Raw genomic sequence first — 13,818 nt, forward strand, 5'->3', positions numbered from 1 at the left:
GCATGAAGCTAGTCGAGGTTCTGCGCACCCCGAGCCACCGGCGCGCCACGTTGCTGCGCCGCTGCCTCGCGCTCGTGCTCGTCGCCCTCGCCGGTGTGAGCGCGGCGGCAGCGCGGCGCAGCGACCCCCTCGTGGCGGTCTTCGCCCGGGACATCGAGGCGGGCAGCACCGTCTCGCTCTCCGACCTCGAGCTGCGCCGCGTCCCCGCCGAGGCCGTTCCCGCCAACGCCCTGGCCTCTGCGGAAGAGGCCGAAGCCAAGGTCCTCGGCGCCGCCGCGTCCGCGGGAGAGGTGGCCACATCAACGCGCTTCGTGGGCCCCGATCTCGCCGCCGCCCTGGCTCCGGAGGGGCACGGCTACACCATGGTTCCGGTCGCCCTCGCCGAACCGGAGATCCTCCCCCTGCTCCATCACGGGGCGTTTGTGCGCGTCATCACAGTGGCCCCCGACACGGGTGCGGCGCTGACCGTCGCCAACGGGGGTAGGGTTGTTGTCACGCACTCAGAAAACGGCACCGTACTGCTGCTTCTGCGCGCCACGGAGGCCCCCGCCGTCGCCGCCGCCTCGCTCAACTCCCCGCTGACGCTCGTGCTCGAGGGGCCCGCACACTGACTAAAGTGGTTTACTGGGACGCAGGGCTGCGGCTATCGTGGCCGAAACCCATCCATGCATAAAGGAGACCCATGCTCAAAGGCTTCAGAGACTTCATCCTGCGCGGCAACGTGATCGACCTCGCCGTCGGTGTCGTGATCGGTTCCGCGTTCACCGCCATCGTCACCGCGTTCTCCAACGCAATCATCAACCCGCTGCTCAACGTCTTCGGCGGAGCAGAGGTCGGCGGCCTGCGCTTCCCGATCCTCCCCGGCCGCGACGACACAGCGATCGACCTGGGCATGCTGCTCACCGCGATCATCAACTTCCTGCTCGTCGCCGCCGTCGTCTACTTCTTCATCGTCGCCCCGATGAACAAGCTGGACGAAATGCAGAAGCGCCGCCGCGGGATCTCCGAGGACGAGCCCGCCCCGACCGACACCGAGCTGCTCACCGAGATCCGCGACCTGCTCGCCGGCCAGACCCCCAAGGAGGCGGGCACTCCCCGCGAGTAGCTCCCCCGTCACGCGTCAGTCGCCCCCGTAATGCGGGGGCCTTTCGTTTTTGTAGAACTCGATGAGCTCGGTGTTTTCCGGGTCGGTGTCCTGCCCCGCCTCGGCGGGCGGGAGGTCCCCGGAGCGGTCGTAGTCCACGTCCGCCACCCTTTTCGCGCGACGCCTGGTCACGGCAGGCTGTACTGGTTCAGCTCGGCGATGAGGTGGCTGACCAGCGGGGCGAAGGTGGAGACGCCGTCGCGGATCGCCTGGCGCGAGGGCGCGAGGTTGACCACGACCGTGGAGCCGGAGACGCCGCAGATGCCGCGGGAGGTGCAGGCGTCGACAGCCCCGCAGGCCTGGCCCGAGGAGCGGATCGCCTGGCCCACGCCCGGGACGAGCTTGTCGATCACCGCGCGGGTCGCCTCCGGGGTCTTGTCCCGCGGCCCGACCCCCGTGCCGCCGAGCGTGAGGACCAGGTCGGCACCCCCGACCACGCCGGTCTCGATGGCCTTGCGGATGTCCGACTTCTTGGACTTGACGCGGACAACGCCGTCGACGGTGTAGCCGAACTCGCCGAGCAGCTCGCACACGAGGCGGTCGGTGTCGTCGTCCTCGGCCGTGAAGCGGTGATCGGAGACGAGGACGACAAGCGCGCGGGGAAGCAGGGGCTGCTCCTCCACCTCTGCCGCCAGGAGAACCGCCTCGTCCGGTTCGCTCAGGTCAAACGTGTCGAGCGTCTCCAGGGCGTCCGTCATTTCCGTTCTCCTCATGTGGCTGTGTCGCGGTTTTTGTTGTTCTTTCCGCTATGAACTTACTCGGAACTCAGCGTCACATCTACCGATTCGACGGCATCGCTGCCCGTCCTCCTCACCTGCAGGGACACGGTCTCGCCGAAGGCGCGCGAGCGGGTCGCCGCGATGAGGGCGTCCGCGGAGTCGATCGGGCGGTCGCCCAGGCGGGTGATCACGTCGCCCGCCTTGAGGCCGGCCTGCTCAGCCGGGCTGCCGGGCTCCACCGAGGCGACGAGGGCGCCGTCGCCGCTCGAGCGGACGTCCACGCGGACCCCGAGCATGGGCTGGGTCGCCTTGCCGGTGTCAATGAGCTGCTGGGCGACCCGCTTGGCAAAGTTCGAGGGAATTGCGAAACCGAGGCCGATCGACCCGCTCTCCCCCTGCCCGCCGAGGCCGCCGGTGGAGAGGGAGGCGATGACGGAGTTCATGCCGATGAGGTTGCCGTTCATGTCCACCAGGGGGCCGCCGGAGTTGCCCGGGTTGATGGCCGCGTCGGTCTGGATGCCGTCCATCAGCGAGCTTTCGTTGCCGCCTTGCGACGCCCTCACCGGCCGGTTCAGCGCGGAGACGATGCCGCTGGTCACCGTCGCCGACAGGCCGAGCGGTGAGCCGACCGCCACGACGTCCTGGCCCACCTTGAGGTCGTCCGAGTTGCCGAAGTTGATCACGGGGAGGTTCGTCACGCCGTCGATCTTCACCACGGCGATGTCCGTGTCCACGTCGGAGGCGACGAAGGTGGCGGAGTGCCGGGTGCCGTCGTTGAGCGTGGCGGTGATCGTCGCGGCGCCGTTCGCCGCGTCGGCGACGACGTGGTGGTTGGTGAGGACGTACCCGTCGGAGGAGATGATGGACCCGGAGCCCTCGGCCGTACCCGTGCGGGTGTCCACCTCCAGCGAGACAACGGCGGGAAGCACGGCCGCGGCGACGGCCTCGACGGAGCCTTCCGGCGCGGGCGCCGAGTTGTCGGCGCTGGGGTTCTCCAGGGCGTTGTAGGCCTCGGCCTGGGAGTCGGGGTGGGCGGCGGAGCCCGCCATGTAGCCCGTCCCGGCGCCGACGACGAGGGAGGTGGCCACCGCGGCCGCCACGGCAGGGAGGACGGAGCTTTTCTTCGGGGCGGGCTCGGTCCCGCGCGACGTTATGAGGTTGTCCATGACGGAATATGTTCCTCCCCTGAACTGGAGCAGCACTGGTGGCCCGGAAAAACCGAGCGTAGCAGTTGCTGAACGTTGACTGTGCGCGTCTACGGGGTCCTTCCCACGATGCGGGGTACGCCGTCGGGGGAGGTGGGCGGGATGACCACGATGTCCTCGCCCGCCTCCTGCGGCCGCCACCCCGGGAAGACCGTGCGGAAGCGGGCTCCCCCGTCGTCGGATTCCTCCACGTGCATCTGCCCGCCGTGGCGGACGATGACCTGCTGCGCGATGGCCAGGCCGAGGCCAGAACCGGGCATGGAGCGCGACTCGGGCGAGCGGTAGAAGCGCTCGAAGACGTGCGCGCGCTCGTCTGGGGGGATGCCGGGCCCGGAGTCGTCGACGATGAGGACGGCCTTGCGGGTGGCGGCCTTCAGGGAGACGCGCACGGTGCCGCCGGGCGGGGACCATTTCGCGGCGTTGTCGATGATGTTGAGCGGTCCGCGCCCCATGCCGGCGGCGTCGCCCATCATCTCCCAGGGGTCCGCGCTGTACTGGAAGGTGACGTCGGGGCGGCGCCGGCGGACGCGCTCGACGGCCTCGTCCAGGACCTCGTCGAGGCGGAAGGGCTCGAGCTCCGCGGGGCCGTTGTCGTCGCGGGCGAGGTCGACGAGGTCGCCGATGAGGGAGGACATCTCCTCCATCTGGGCCAGGACGTCGCGCTCGAGGTCCTCCCGGTCCGTCGGCGCCATTTCCTCCAGCTGGCCGGTGCGGCACAGCATCATGAGCAGCTCGATGTTCGTCCGCATCGAGGTCAGCGGGGTCTTCAGCTCGTGACCGGCGTCCGCGACGAGGCGCGCCTGGCGCCGGCGGGAGTCCTCGAGGGACTCCATCATCTCGTTCAAGGCGTCGCTGAGCTGCCCGAGCTCATCCTCGCTCTCGACGCGGATGCCCTTCAGGTCCTCCGTGCAGCGCACCCCGTCGACGGCGCGCTTCAGGCGGGTGATCGGGCGCATGCCCGCGGCGGCGACGATCTCGCCCACACCCCACGAGAGCAGGAAGCCGAGCCCGAGGATGACCATCAGGACGGAGCCGAGGCTGCCCAGCAGCCGGTGCTGCGGGTCGACGTCCTGCGCCAGGGCGACGGATTCACCCTCCACATTCCTCTTCACCAGGACGCGTTCCTGCCCGACGGTGCGCACGGAGATCTCCGTCCCGCTGTCGGAGCGGGTGAAAGAGCCGCCGACCGGGATCGCGTCCCCGACGTAGGCCGATTGGAGGCTCGAGGAGTACGACGCGCGGACGTACGGGTTGTGCAGCTTGAAGGATGCGATCTCGCTGCGGACGGCCTCCTCGTCCGCCCCGTCGTCGGTCAGCGACAGGAGGATGTCCGCCTTGATGTTGAGGTCGTTGTCCACGTTGGCCGTCATCGCCCCCACGGCGGCCCAGTACGTGGCGGTCGAGGCGCCCCCCGCGACGAGCGCGACAAGCACCCCGGTCAGCAGCGTCATCCGTGCGCGCAACCCGAGCCGGTGCGCGTCTGTGCGGGTCTCCCCGCGGCGACCTGCTGACTGCCGCAGGATCACGGGGCGGTCTCCCGCAGGACGTAGCCGACGCCGCGGACTGTGTGGATCAGCCGGTCCTCTCCCCCGGCCTCCGTCTTGCGGCGGAGGTAGCCGATGTAGACCTCGAGCGCGTTGCCGGACGTCGGAAAGTCGTAGCCCCACACCTCCTCGAGGATGGCCTGGCGCGAGAGCACCTGGCGGGGGTTCTGCAGGAAGTACTGCAGCAGGGCGAACTCGGTGCGGGTCAGGGAGATGGAGCGCTCACCGCGCCGCACGTCGCGGGTGTCGGTGTGCATCTCCAAGTCCTCGAAGACCAGCTCGGTCGCGCCCCGGCCACCCGCGTGCGTCGAGTCGATGTTCGCGCGCCGCAGCAGGGAACGCACGCGGGCGAGCAGCTCCTCGAGGGCGAAGGGCTTCGGAAGGTAGTCGTCCGCGCCGGCATCGAGGCCCGCCACGCGGTCCGAGACGCCGTCGCGGGCGGTGAGCATGAGCACGGGGCGGTCGTTGCCCGAGGAGCGCAGCTCGCGGCAGACGCCGAGGCCGTCGAGCTTGGGCATCATCACGTCCAGGATTGTCAGGTCCGGCTGCTCCTGGCGGATCGTCTCCAGCGCCTGTTCGCCGTCCTCCGCGAGGACAACCTCGTACCCGTTGAAGATGAGAGACCGGCGCAGTGATTCGCGCACGGCCTGCTCATCGTCGACCACCAGAATTTTCATGTGCCCCATTATTGCCGATCCGATTATTATTCCGTCGACGGGGTATTAGATATCACGAATATGACATGAAAAAACCGGGCGACCTCCAGAAAGTCGCCCGGTTACGGGAAGCGGCGCTGTATTAGAACTGCTCCACGTCGATAAGCCCGGCCTGCGCGGCCTTCACCAGGCGGCGCGGGATGCGGACCTCCTGGCCGTCAATCTTGACGGTCTGCAGCTCGGGGTTCTTCGCCTTCCACTGGGAACGGCGGGAGTGGGTGTTCGCGCGGGACTTGCGGAACTTCGGGGTAGCCATGTCTCTTTTCCTCCTTCGACCTGGTCAGTTGACGGTTTAGTTAGCGGTCTTCTTCTTGCGGCGGGCCATGCCGCCGAAGCGCTGATTGAACTTCTCGACGCGGCCGGCGGTGTCCATGAGACGCTGCGCGCCCGTCCAGAAGGGGTGCGACTCGGAGGTCACGTCCACGACGACGAGCGGGTACTCGTTGCCGTCTTCCCAGGTGTCCGTGCGGTCGGAGGTCATGGTGGAACGGGTCAGGAACTTGTGGCCGGTGTTACCGTCCTGAATGATCACCGGGTGGTAATCCGGGTGGATCTCGTTCTTCATCTGTGATTCGTCTCCCTCAGGATTGAACTTCAGGTCGGTTCCCCGCCGGGGATCGTGCCTGAGTTGGGTGCGAAAATGGTCCTTCGCCTGACTTTCGCCAGACAACCTGCAACATCTTACAGCTCAGCGCCCTATCCACCTAATTTCGCGCGCCCGCTTTTCGACGCCACAGCAGCGCCACCCCGAGCACAGCCTGGGCGGCCCCGAGGATGACCCACGCCCGGGCCCCGAGCTCGATGGGATAGACCGCGGTGAGCAACGCGATGGTGAGGTGCATGCCACCGTGGGTGCCCGCCGCCCACCAGAAGGACCCGAAGGTGTACACCACCCCGGCGGCCAGAAGCGACATGCCGAAAGGGACGGCAAGGTAGACCAAGTGGTCAAGCACCGTGCGCTGGCCTCCCGAGGACCACACGTGGGCGAGGGTGAACGCCGCCGTGGTCCACGCGACCGTCAGGACGGGCCGCGGCCGGGTGACGTCGAAAAGCCAGCCCCGGTACACCAATTCCTCGGGTATCCCCTGCAGCAGGTACGACCGCACGAGGACCCAGATCAGCAGGATTGCCACGGGGGCCTGCGCTTCCGCTTCCCCGACTCCCTGGGGCAGTGTTTCCGCCGGCCCGCTGGTTGCGCCGAGGAGCAGCCACGCCGCCGCGACAGGAACAACCGCGATGGCGGTTCCTCCGACGATCCCCCGCGCTCCGGCCCAGTTGATCTTTGTACGTTCGACGCGGCGCACCCACACCACCACGAAGGCGGCGACGAGCACGGGCGTGAGGCAGAAAATGGCTGCCTGCACAAGCAGCGAGTCGCTCCCCGCGGCTTCGTGGATCGGGACGCGCGCGGAGTTCGCGCCGAACACCACTGCGACAGCAACGATGGCACGGAGGAGCAGCCCCCACGCGTTGACGGGGATTCTCGGTGATGACTCCATGCCCCAGGAAGGTACGGACCGTCACCACCCGCCCGTAAGTGCCTGCGGTCACGAGTTTCGGCCGCAAAATCATGACCCGGGTCATGGGTCGCGAACGGTACTTTGAACTCCATGACCCCCTCATCCCGAGGCCTCATGGCCGTGCTGGACAGCATTCTCATCCTCGCCGTCTTGCTGTACATCAACGCCGGCGAAACCTACTTCGCGGGTGTCGGCACGCTCGTTGCGGCCGCGGCCTCCACCGTCGCTTCGTGGATGTGGTGGAGGACGAGCGAGGGCCCGCTGGCCGCCGTCGCCCTCGCAGTCAGCGCCCTCGCGGTCTTCTACACCGCGGACAATCCCCTCAGCATCTTCGTGCTGTGGTGCGCGATCGTTGCCCTGCTCCTGAGCGTAGGCGCGCGGGGCGCCTACCTCTACGCGGGGGTCATCGTCTCGTCGTGTCTCGGCCTCCAGCTCAGCGCAGGCCAGGGCGCGGTGAGGGTGGTCTCTGAAACAGTGGCCGGGGCGCTGGCCGCGGTCGCTGGCCTCACCCTGGCGGGAGCGGTCCGTCAGCAGCGGCTCGAGGAACAAGCCCTGATGGACACCAACCGTCGGCTCCACGCCGCTTTAGCCGACTCGCGCGAGCTCGCCCTCACGCAAGAACGCGCACGTATCGCCGCCACGCTTCACGACGGCCTGGGCCACCGCCTCACCACAATCGGGATGAGCATTGACTACGCGACGCGCATGGCCGGTACACGCCCCGACAAGGCCATTTCCGAGCTGGGGCGCGCCCGGTCAGATGTCTCCGCCGCGCTGGAGGAGATGCGGGCGACCGTGCGGGCGATGAAGCCGGTCACGCCCGTTGCGGGCGACATCCTAGCGACACTGCGCCAGCTCGCCGATTCGTTCCGCTCCACCGCGCTCAACGTCGAGTTCGAATCGAGCGGCCCTCGTGCCGGGTCCTTTTCCGAGGAGCAGGCCGTTCTCATGCTCCGCTTCACGCAGGAGGCCCTCACAAACGTGGTTCGCCATTCCTGCGCTGACCGGGTCCTCATCCGCGCCAGCGGCGACGGCGTAGTCGTGGCGGACGACGGCACGGGCAACGAGGCCGCCGAGGACTTCGGGCTAACTTCCCTGCGGGAGCGAGCCGCGTCCCTGGGCGCGACCATCAGCGCTGAACCCCACGGAGGCCCCGACGGCGGGTTTCGCATCGCCCTCCACCTCGGGGAGGCGCGATGAGCACCAAAGCGATCATCGTGGACGACCACGACATGCTCCTGCGGGGGTTGTGCCTGATTCTCGAAAGCGTCAACGGCGGCGCAGTGGAGGTCGTGGCGACAACCACGGACGGGTCTCGCGCCCTCAACCTGGCACAGGAGCACGGCGCTGACGTCGTGGTGACGGACGCTGCGATGCCCGGGACGGACGGGGTGGGCGTCGTCAAGGCGTGCAGTCCTTTCCTCCCCGTCCTGGTGCTCACGACGTTTGACGATGCCGCGCTGGTCAAGGAGCTCATCGGGGCGGGTGCCTCCGGCTACATTCTGAAGGATGTCTCACCAGAGGAACTGACCTCGGCGATCGTGGCTGTCGCGGAGGGCGGGCTCATTCTGGATCCCCGCATCGCCCGCCACGCCTTCTCCAGCGTGCCCCAGGAGGGAGAGCTGGCGGTGCTGACCAGGGCCGAGCGCGGGGTCGCCGAGCTCGTTGCCCGGGGCCTGAACAACAGGGAGATCGCGGAGGCGCAGTTCCTCGCGGAGGGAACCGTGAAGAACCACGTTTCCGCGCTGCTGCGAAAGCTCCAGGCGAGGGACCGCACCGTCCTGGCGCTGCACCTCTCCAAGGTGCTGGACCTATAGAGTTTCCCTGTGCCCATCCCCCGCGCAGCCCACGCCGTCTCAATCCCCTTCGGAGCAGCGCTCCTCTTCGCGGCGCTCGCCGCCACGAACCTCGAGGCCGCACGAGGCGTGGCGGGACGTCTCGCGCCGGTGCTGGGCTTCGCGGCCGGGATGTCGGTGGCCGTCAACCTCGCCGCCGAGGCGGGGGTCTTCGACACCCTGGCCGGCTGGGTGGAGAGGGCGCGGCACGCCTTCCCCGCCTTCCTCGCTCTGTGCGTGGCGGTGACGGTTTTCCTCTCCCTCGACACGACCGCCATCATGCTCACGCCCCTGGCCGTCGCGCTGGCGAGGCGCACCGGCGCCAGCGTGACCGCGCTGTCGCTGGCGGTGGTGTGGATCGCCAACCTCGCCTCCCTCCCCCTGCCGGTGTCGAACCTGACCAACCTTCTGGCGCTCGACGCGTTCGGCGGCACCCACGGCTTCCTGGCCCGCTCCTGGGCCCCGGCGCTCCTCGGCGTCGCGGTCGCGGTCGCCGCCTCGTACGCGGCCCGCGCGATCCACCCGGCAGACCAGGTCGCTGCCCCGCCCCGGGACGCCGCGGCGCCCCGCGTGCCGCTGCTCATCCTCGCGGCCACGGTGGTGGCGCTGCTCACCCCGATCCCGTTCTGGGTGACCAGCACGGTCGCGGCGGCGGCCATGGCGGCGGCGGTGGGCGTCGTCAAGCGCCCCGGCCTCGTCCCCTGGAATTCGCTGTCCCTCGTCGTTGCCGTGGCCTGCGCGACGGAGCTGCTCCCCCCGTTCGAGCTCGACTGGCCCCTCCCCCTCGCCGGCGCGGTGCTGGCGAACGCCCTCAACAACCTCCCCGCCTACCTGTTGCTCGAGCCGGCGGACGCGACGCAGAGGATGCAGCTGCTGGTCGGGGTCAATTTCGGCCCGCTGGTCACCCCGTGGGCGTCGCTTGCCACCCTGCTGTGGCACGATCAGCTCAAGCGGGCCGGAGCCGACGTCCCCTGGCGGGTCTTCGTCGCCTACGGAGCCATCCTCGCCCCCGTCGCGGTCGGGCTCGGTGCGCTCGTGGTATCACCCGCGGGCAATTAGGTGAAATCCGCCCGAACCTGTATTGTTGACTCTCGCTGTTGTCGAAGTACACGTATACGCCTGCGTCGACCGATTGCTACCGGCACCCTCGACGGACCTCACACCTCGAGCGCGGTGCCTCCCTCACAGGTAATCAGCGCGTGGGCGGCAGAAGAGAAAGAAGCTAACCCATGTCGGCACATTGCCAGGTCACGGGACGTCAGCCGGGTTTCGGCAAGACCGTCTCGCACTCGCACCGCCGCCACTCGCGCCGTTGGAACCCCAACGTGCAGAAGAAGCGGTTCTACCTGCCCTCCGAGGGCCGTACCATCACCCTGACGGTTTCCACCAAGGGTCTCAAGATCATCGATCGCGACGGCATCGAGTCCGTCGTCGCAGCTATCCGCGCTCGAGGTGAGAAGATCTAATGGCACGTAACGATATCCGCCCGATCATCAAGCTGAAGAGCACCGAGGGCACCGGTTACACCTACGTAACCCGCAAGAACAAGCGCAACAACCCGGACCGTATCTCCCTGAAGAAGTACGACCCGATCGCGCGCAAGCACGTCGAATTCCGCGAGGAGCGATAGTTTATGGCTAAGAAGTCTAAGATCGCCAAGAACGAAAAGCGCAAGGAGATCGTCGCTCGCTACGCGGAGCGCCGCGCTGAGCTCAAGGCAATCATCCGCAACCCCGAGACCTCCGACGAGGATCGTCTCGAAGCACAGTTCGAGCTGAACCGCCAGCCGCGCGACGCCTCCCCGGCCCGCGTGCGCAACCGCGATTCCCACGACGGTCGCCCCCGCGGCTACCTCCGTAAGTTCGGCCTGTCCCGTGTCCGCATGCGCGAGATGGCTCACCGCGGTGAGCTCCCGGGCATCCGCAAGTCTTCGTGGTAAGGAGGAGCCTGAAACTATGAAGCGCAACAACAACCACCGCAAGGCGCGCATGGAGCAGTCCCGCCGCCCGAAGAAGAACCCGCTCAAGGCCAAGGGCATCGAGCAGGTCGACTACAAGGATATCGAGACCCTGCGTCTCTTCATCTCCGACCGTCACAAGATCCGTTCCCGCCGCGTGACCGGTCTGACGCCGCAGCAGCAGCGCCAGGTCGCCACCGCCGTGAAGAACGCGCGTGAGATGGCTCTTCTGCCGTTCACCAGCCGCTAAGACCCGGTTGACGATAGCAGCGTAAGAGTCTTTCGACACACCCGCCCCATGTCTGTGGGGCGGGTGTTTTCGTGTAACTTTTGGTTAATAGGTCGATATTCTTCGATGTTCCAGGAAGGGAGGCGCTGCGATGGCCGGAACGGTCGGCAGACCGCGAAAGCACAGCCCCCGCCGCAAAGGGCGGACAGCGCGGGAGGAGATTCTCGACGCATCCTCAGAGCTGTTCACCACCCAGGGCTTCGCCACGACCTCCACGCACCAGATCGCCGACGCAGTCGGCATCCGCCAGGCCTCGCTGTACTACCACTTCCCCTCCAAGGCGGACATCTTCCTCACCCTGTTGATGGGGACGGTCCAGCCCTCCCTGGACCTGGCCTCCGACCTCGCCCAGTCCGACGAGTCGCCAGCGCTGAAGCTGTGGGCGCTCGTGGCCGCCGAGACGCGCATCCTGCTGTCCTCCAACTGGAACATCGGCCGCCTCTACCAGCTGCCCGTGGCCCTCTCCGAGGAGTTCCACGACTACCACGACGCGCGCGGCAAACTCGAGGACATCTTCCGCGGCCTCGCCGCAGAGATCGTCGGCGACGACGACCCCCGCATCGAGCTCCCCTTCCACATGACGCTCGCCGCGATCGAGATGCGGGACAACACGGGCCAGGCACCCTACCCGCTTGTCGACGACGCCCTGCCCGCCCCCTCAGTCATGATTGCCGACGCGGTGCTCGACGTGCTGCACGCCGAGCTTCCCGAAAACCGCGGCATGCGGACACTCGACCTGGTGTCGTCGGTGTCCGCGAACACCTAGTGCGTTGACGCGCTAGTGCGCGAAGTGGCGGGCGCCGGTGAGGTACATCGTCACGCCGGCTTCCTTGGCGGCGGCGATGACCTCCTCGTCGCGGATGGAGCCGCCGGGCTGGACGACGGCGGTGACGCCGGCGTCGGCAAGCACCTGGAAGCCGTCCGCGAAGGGGAAGAAGGCGTCGGAAGCCGCCACTGCCCCGTCGGTGCGGTTGCGCCCCTCATCGAGGGTATTGGCGCGCTCCACGGCGAGCTTGGCCGAGTCGACGCGGTTGACCTGCCCCATGCCGATGCCCACCGATGCACCGTCGGCGGCGATGAGGATGGCGTTGGACTTCACGCAGCGGACCGAGCGCCACGCGAACTCGAGGTCCGCCAGGAGCTCCTCAGAGGCGGGCTCGCCCGCGACGAGCTGCCAGTTTTCCACCTGGTCGCCCTCGGCCTGGTAGGTGTCGCGCTCCTGGATCAGGAACCCGCCCGAGATCTGGCGGATCTCCTCCTCGAGGGTCTCCGGCTCGACCTCGAGGATGCGCAGATTCTTCTTCTCCTGCAGCAGCTCCAGGGCCTCCGGGGCGTAGGACGGGGCAATGATGACCTCCGTGAAGATGGGCTTGACCTGCTCGGCCATCTCCAGGGTCACCTCACGGTTCGCCGCGATGACGCCGCCGTACGCGGAGACCGGATCGCAGGCGTGCGCCTTCTTGTGCGCGTCCGCGATCGATTCGTCGGACACCGCGACGCCGCAGGGGTTGGCGTGCTTGATGATCGCGACACACGCGCGCTCGTGGTCCCACGCCGCGCGCCAGGCGGCGTCGGCGTCCTGGTAGTTGTTGTAGCTCATCTCCTTGCCGCCGTGCTGGGTGGCGTCGGCAAGCCCCCAGCCCTCGTTGATCAGGCGGGCAGCCTGGTGGGGGTTCTCGCCGTAGCGCAACGCCCCGGTGTCCTCGCCCTCGAGCTGGTCCTCCATCCAGTCGGCGACGGCGGCGTCGTAATCGGCGGTGTGGGAGAATGCCTCCGCGGCGAGAACGCGGCGCTCCTGGAGGGTGAAACCTCCGCCCGCGACCGCATCCGCGAGATCCCCGTACTGCTCGGGCGAGGTGACGATAGCCACCGACGGGTGGTTCTTCGCGGCGGCGCGCACCATCGACGGCCCCCCGATGTCGATCTGCTCGACGCACTCGTCAAAGCTCGCCCCGGAGGCCACGGTCTCCTCGAACGGGTACAGGTTGACCACAACGAGCTGGAAGGGCTCGATACCGAGCTCCTCGAGCTGGCGCGCGTGATCCTCCTTGCGCAGGTCGGCAAGGACTCCCGCGTGGACCTTCGGGTGCAGGGTCTTCACGCGCCCCTCGAGCACCTCCGGGAAGCCCGTCAGCTCGGCGACCTCGGTGACCTTCACCCCCGCGTCGGCGATCCGCTTCGCCGTGGAGCCCGTGGAGACGATCTCCACGCCAGCCTCGCCGAGGGCGCGCGCCAGGTCCTCGAGTCCGGTCTTGTCGTAGACGCTGATGAGTGCACGCTTGATCGGGATGCGGTTTTCCGCCATTAGAACATGACCTTTCCGTCGGTGATGGTGGCGCGGCGCAGTACGTCGACGATGAGCGCCCGCTCCTCCTGTTTGATTCGTTCGTGCAGGTGCTCCTCGGTCTCCCCGTCGAGCACCTCCACGGCCTTCTGGGCGATGATCTCGCCCGTGTCCACGCCTTCGTCGATGTAGTGGACTGTGGTTCCCGTGACCTTTACCCCGTAAGCGAGAGCATCCCGCACGGCGTGCGCGCCCGGGAAAGACGGCAGCAGTGCGGGATGGGTGTTGATGAGCCTGCCCTCGAAGGTCTCGAGGAACTCACGCCCGAGAACGCGCATGAAGCCTGCGGATACCACTATGTCGGGGTCCGCGGCCGCCACCTCGTCGCGCAGACGGGCGTTCCATTGCCCGCGATCCCCCTCAAGGGCGACTGTCCGCGTCGCGACCCCCGCCGCGCGCGCCCTGTCGAGCGCGGCACATTCCTGATCGGCGACGACAAGCCCTACCGCGTACCCGTCCCCCTGGTTGTCGAGGATGGATTGCAGGAGGGTTCCCGAACCGGAAACGAGGACGGCAACAGATACGGTGGCGCGTTCAGTCACGCC

At 68.0% G+C, this 13,818-nt stretch carries 20 protein-coding genes; 10 read left to right on the plus strand and 10 right to left on the minus strand.

Annotated elements, in window-relative coordinates; all coding sequences use genetic code 11:
- Window positions 1-2 precede the first annotated feature (2 nt).
- Together DYZ02_RS03730 and mscL are read left to right on the plus strand one after the other, a co-directional pair.
- Window positions 3-611 (plus strand): SAF domain-containing protein, encoded by a 609-nt coding sequence (locus DYZ02_RS03730; RefSeq protein WP_115685040.1) that lies wholly within the window; start codon window positions 3-5, stop codon window positions 609-611.
- 71 nt (window positions 612-682) lie between these two features.
- Window positions 683-1,105 carry a large-conductance mechanosensitive channel protein MscL gene (mscL, locus tag DYZ02_RS03735; RefSeq protein ID WP_115685041.1) on the plus strand — a complete coding sequence of 141 codons (423 nt, stop codon included), beginning with the start codon at window positions 683-685 and terminating at the stop codon, window positions 1,103-1,105.
- A gap of 15 nt (window positions 1,106-1,120) precedes the next feature.
- Here the strand turns inward: mscL and DYZ02_RS11315 are convergent, their stop codons facing one another.
- The 8 genes from DYZ02_RS11315 to DYZ02_RS03770 all read right to left on the minus strand — a co-directional run bounded on the left by DYZ02_RS11315 (window position 1,121) and on the right by DYZ02_RS03770 (window position 6,827).
- Complete coding sequence (locus DYZ02_RS11315) at window positions 1,121-1,276, minus strand: hypothetical protein (RefSeq protein ID WP_181896885.1); 156 nt, start codon at window positions 1,274-1,276, stop codon at window positions 1,121-1,123.
- A complete protein-coding gene (locus DYZ02_RS03740) occupies window positions 1,273-1,842 on the minus strand; it encodes a MogA/MoaB family molybdenum cofactor biosynthesis protein (RefSeq protein WP_245945627.1) in 570 nt (189 codons plus the stop codon). Before DYZ02_RS03740 ends, DYZ02_RS11315 begins: the two co-directional genes overlap by 4 nt.
- Before the next feature lie 56 nt (window positions 1,843-1,898).
- A complete protein-coding gene (locus DYZ02_RS03745) occupies window positions 1,899-3,029 on the minus strand; it encodes a S1C family serine protease (RefSeq protein ID WP_115685043.1) in 1,131 nt (376 codons plus the stop codon).
- An 89-nt stretch (window positions 3,030-3,118) separates the two neighbouring features.
- Window positions 3,119-4,519 (minus strand): HAMP domain-containing sensor histidine kinase, encoded by a 1,401-nt coding sequence (locus DYZ02_RS03750; RefSeq protein WP_115685044.1) that lies wholly within the window; start codon window positions 4,517-4,519, stop codon window positions 3,119-3,121.
- 71 nt (window positions 4,520-4,590) lie between these two features.
- Window positions 4,591-5,289, minus strand: coding sequence for a response regulator transcription factor (locus DYZ02_RS03755; RefSeq protein ID WP_115685045.1), 699 nt, complete (start codon window positions 5,287-5,289; stop codon window positions 4,591-4,593).
- A 121-nt stretch (window positions 5,290-5,410) separates the two neighbouring features.
- Window positions 5,411-5,584 carry a 50S ribosomal protein L32 gene (gene rpmF, locus DYZ02_RS03760; protein ID WP_115685046.1) on the minus strand — a complete coding sequence of 58 codons (174 nt, stop codon included), beginning with the start codon at window positions 5,582-5,584 and terminating at the stop codon, window positions 5,411-5,413.
- Between the two features lie 36 nt (window positions 5,585-5,620).
- Window positions 5,621-5,893 (minus strand): type B 50S ribosomal protein L31, encoded by a 273-nt coding sequence (locus DYZ02_RS03765; protein ID WP_115685047.1) that lies wholly within the window; start codon window positions 5,891-5,893, stop codon window positions 5,621-5,623.
- Window positions 5,894-6,032: 139 nt separating this feature from the next.
- Window positions 6,033-6,827: a CPBP family intramembrane glutamic endopeptidase gene (locus DYZ02_RS03770; protein ID WP_115685048.1), complete on the minus strand. Its 795-nt coding sequence runs from the start codon at window positions 6,825-6,827 to the stop codon at window positions 6,033-6,035.
- Window positions 6,828-6,938: 111 nt separating this feature from the next.
- Here DYZ02_RS03770 and DYZ02_RS03775 point away from each other — a divergent pair, with 111 nt between their 5' ends.
- From DYZ02_RS03775 to DYZ02_RS03810, 8 genes are all read left to right on the plus strand, one after another.
- Window positions 6,939-8,048: a sensor histidine kinase gene (locus tag DYZ02_RS03775; protein ID WP_115685049.1), complete on the plus strand. Its 1,110-nt coding sequence runs from the start codon at window positions 6,939-6,941 to the stop codon at window positions 8,046-8,048.
- The gene (locus DYZ02_RS03780; RefSeq protein WP_115685050.1) at window positions 8,045-8,665 is read left to right on the plus strand and encodes a response regulator transcription factor; all 621 of its coding nucleotides are present in this window, start codon (window positions 8,045-8,047) and stop codon (window positions 8,663-8,665) included. Before DYZ02_RS03775 ends, DYZ02_RS03780 begins: the two co-directional genes overlap by 4 nt.
- A 9-nt stretch (window positions 8,666-8,674) precedes the next feature.
- A complete protein-coding gene (locus DYZ02_RS03785; RefSeq protein ID WP_220272199.1) occupies window positions 8,675-9,742 on the plus strand; it encodes an SLC13 family permease in 1,068 nt (355 codons plus the stop codon).
- A 170-nt stretch (window positions 9,743-9,912) separates the two neighbouring features.
- Entirely contained in the window at window positions 9,913-10,149 is a 237-nt protein-coding gene (gene rpmB / locus DYZ02_RS03790; RefSeq protein WP_115685051.1) for a 50S ribosomal protein L28, read from the plus strand.
- Complete coding sequence (rpmG, locus tag DYZ02_RS03795) at window positions 10,149-10,313, plus strand: 50S ribosomal protein L33 (RefSeq protein WP_115685052.1); 165 nt, start codon at window positions 10,149-10,151, stop codon at window positions 10,311-10,313. The genes rpmB and rpmG overlap by 1 nt, the downstream gene beginning before the upstream one ends.
- A 3-nt stretch (window positions 10,314-10,316) precedes the next feature.
- Window positions 10,317-10,622, plus strand: coding sequence for a 30S ribosomal protein S14 (gene rpsN, locus DYZ02_RS03800; protein ID WP_115685053.1), 306 nt, complete (start codon window positions 10,317-10,319; stop codon window positions 10,620-10,622).
- A gap of 16 nt (window positions 10,623-10,638) precedes the next feature.
- Window positions 10,639-10,890 (plus strand): 30S ribosomal protein S18, encoded by a 252-nt coding sequence (gene rpsR / locus DYZ02_RS03805; RefSeq protein ID WP_115685054.1) that lies wholly within the window; start codon window positions 10,639-10,641, stop codon window positions 10,888-10,890.
- Window positions 10,891-11,020: 130 nt separating this feature from the next.
- The gene (locus tag DYZ02_RS03810; protein ID WP_115685055.1) at window positions 11,021-11,695 is read left to right on the plus strand and encodes a TetR/AcrR family transcriptional regulator; all 675 of its coding nucleotides are present in this window, start codon (window positions 11,021-11,023) and stop codon (window positions 11,693-11,695) included.
- Between the two features lie 12 nt (window positions 11,696-11,707).
- Here DYZ02_RS03810 and purH read toward each other — a convergent pair whose 3' ends face one another.
- Together purH and purN are read right to left on the minus strand one after the other, a co-directional pair.
- Window positions 11,708-13,234, minus strand: a complete 1,527-nt coding sequence (purH, locus tag DYZ02_RS03815; protein ID WP_115685056.1) for a bifunctional phosphoribosylaminoimidazolecarboxamide formyltransferase/IMP cyclohydrolase — start codon at window positions 13,232-13,234, stop codon at window positions 11,708-11,710.
- Window positions 13,234-13,815 (minus strand): phosphoribosylglycinamide formyltransferase, encoded by a 582-nt coding sequence (gene purN, locus DYZ02_RS03820; RefSeq protein ID WP_245945634.1) that lies wholly within the window; start codon window positions 13,813-13,815, stop codon window positions 13,234-13,236. Before purN ends, purH begins: the two co-directional genes overlap by 1 nt.
- Between the last annotated feature and the right edge of the window lie 3 nt (window positions 13,816-13,818).

It is taken from the genome of Corynebacterium senegalense (assembly GCF_900411315.1).
GTDB lineage: Bacteria > Actinomycetota > Actinomycetes > Mycobacteriales > Mycobacteriaceae > Corynebacterium > Corynebacterium senegalense.

Coding starts and splice junctions, on each gene's coding strand:
- rpmF (WP_115685046.1), bottom strand. CDS start 5,584: ATGGCTACCCCGAAGTTCCGCAAGTCCCGCGCGAACACCCACTCCCGC.
- DYZ02_RS03780 (WP_115685050.1), top strand. CDS start 8,045: ATGAGCACCAAAGCGATCATCGTGGACGACCACGACATGCTCCTGCGG.
- purH (WP_115685056.1), bottom strand. CDS start 13,234: ATGGCGGAAAACCGCATCCCGATCAAGCGTGCACTCATCAGCGTCTAC.
- DYZ02_RS03810 (WP_115685055.1), top strand. CDS start 11,021: ATGGCCGGAACGGTCGGCAGACCGCGAAAGCACAGCCCCCGCCGCAAA.
- rpsR (WP_115685054.1), top strand. CDS start 10,639: ATGAAGCGCAACAACAACCACCGCAAGGCGCGCATGGAGCAGTCCCGC.
- DYZ02_RS03770 (WP_115685048.1), bottom strand. CDS start 6,827: ATGGAGTCATCACCGAGAATCCCCGTCAACGCGTGGGGGCTGCTCCTC.
- DYZ02_RS03745 (WP_115685043.1), bottom strand. CDS start 3,029: ATGGACAACCTCATAACGTCGCGCGGGACCGAGCCCGCCCCGAAGAAA.
- DYZ02_RS03765 (WP_115685047.1), bottom strand. CDS start 5,893: ATGAAGAACGAGATCCACCCGGATTACCACCCGGTGATCATTCAGGAC.
- rpmB (WP_115685051.1), top strand. CDS start 9,913: ATGTCGGCACATTGCCAGGTCACGGGACGTCAGCCGGGTTTCGGCAAG.
- rpmG (WP_115685052.1), top strand. CDS start 10,149: ATGGCACGTAACGATATCCGCCCGATCATCAAGCTGAAGAGCACCGAG.
- rpsN (WP_115685053.1), top strand. CDS start 10,317: ATGGCTAAGAAGTCTAAGATCGCCAAGAACGAAAAGCGCAAGGAGATC.
- DYZ02_RS03730 (WP_115685040.1), top strand. CDS start 3: ATGAAGCTAGTCGAGGTTCTGCGCACCCCGAGCCACCGGCGCGCCACG.
- DYZ02_RS03775 (WP_115685049.1), top strand. CDS start 6,939: ATGACCCCCTCATCCCGAGGCCTCATGGCCGTGCTGGACAGCATTCTC.
- DYZ02_RS03740 (WP_245945627.1), bottom strand. CDS start 1,842: ATGACGGACGCCCTGGAGACGCTCGACACGTTTGACCTGAGCGAACCG.
- DYZ02_RS03755 (WP_115685045.1), bottom strand. CDS start 5,289: ATGAAAATTCTGGTGGTCGACGATGAGCAGGCCGTGCGCGAATCACTG.
- mscL (WP_115685041.1), top strand. CDS start 683: ATGCTCAAAGGCTTCAGAGACTTCATCCTGCGCGGCAACGTGATCGAC.
- DYZ02_RS03750 (WP_115685044.1), bottom strand. CDS start 4,519: ATGACGCTGCTGACCGGGGTGCTTGTCGCGCTCGTCGCGGGGGGCGCC.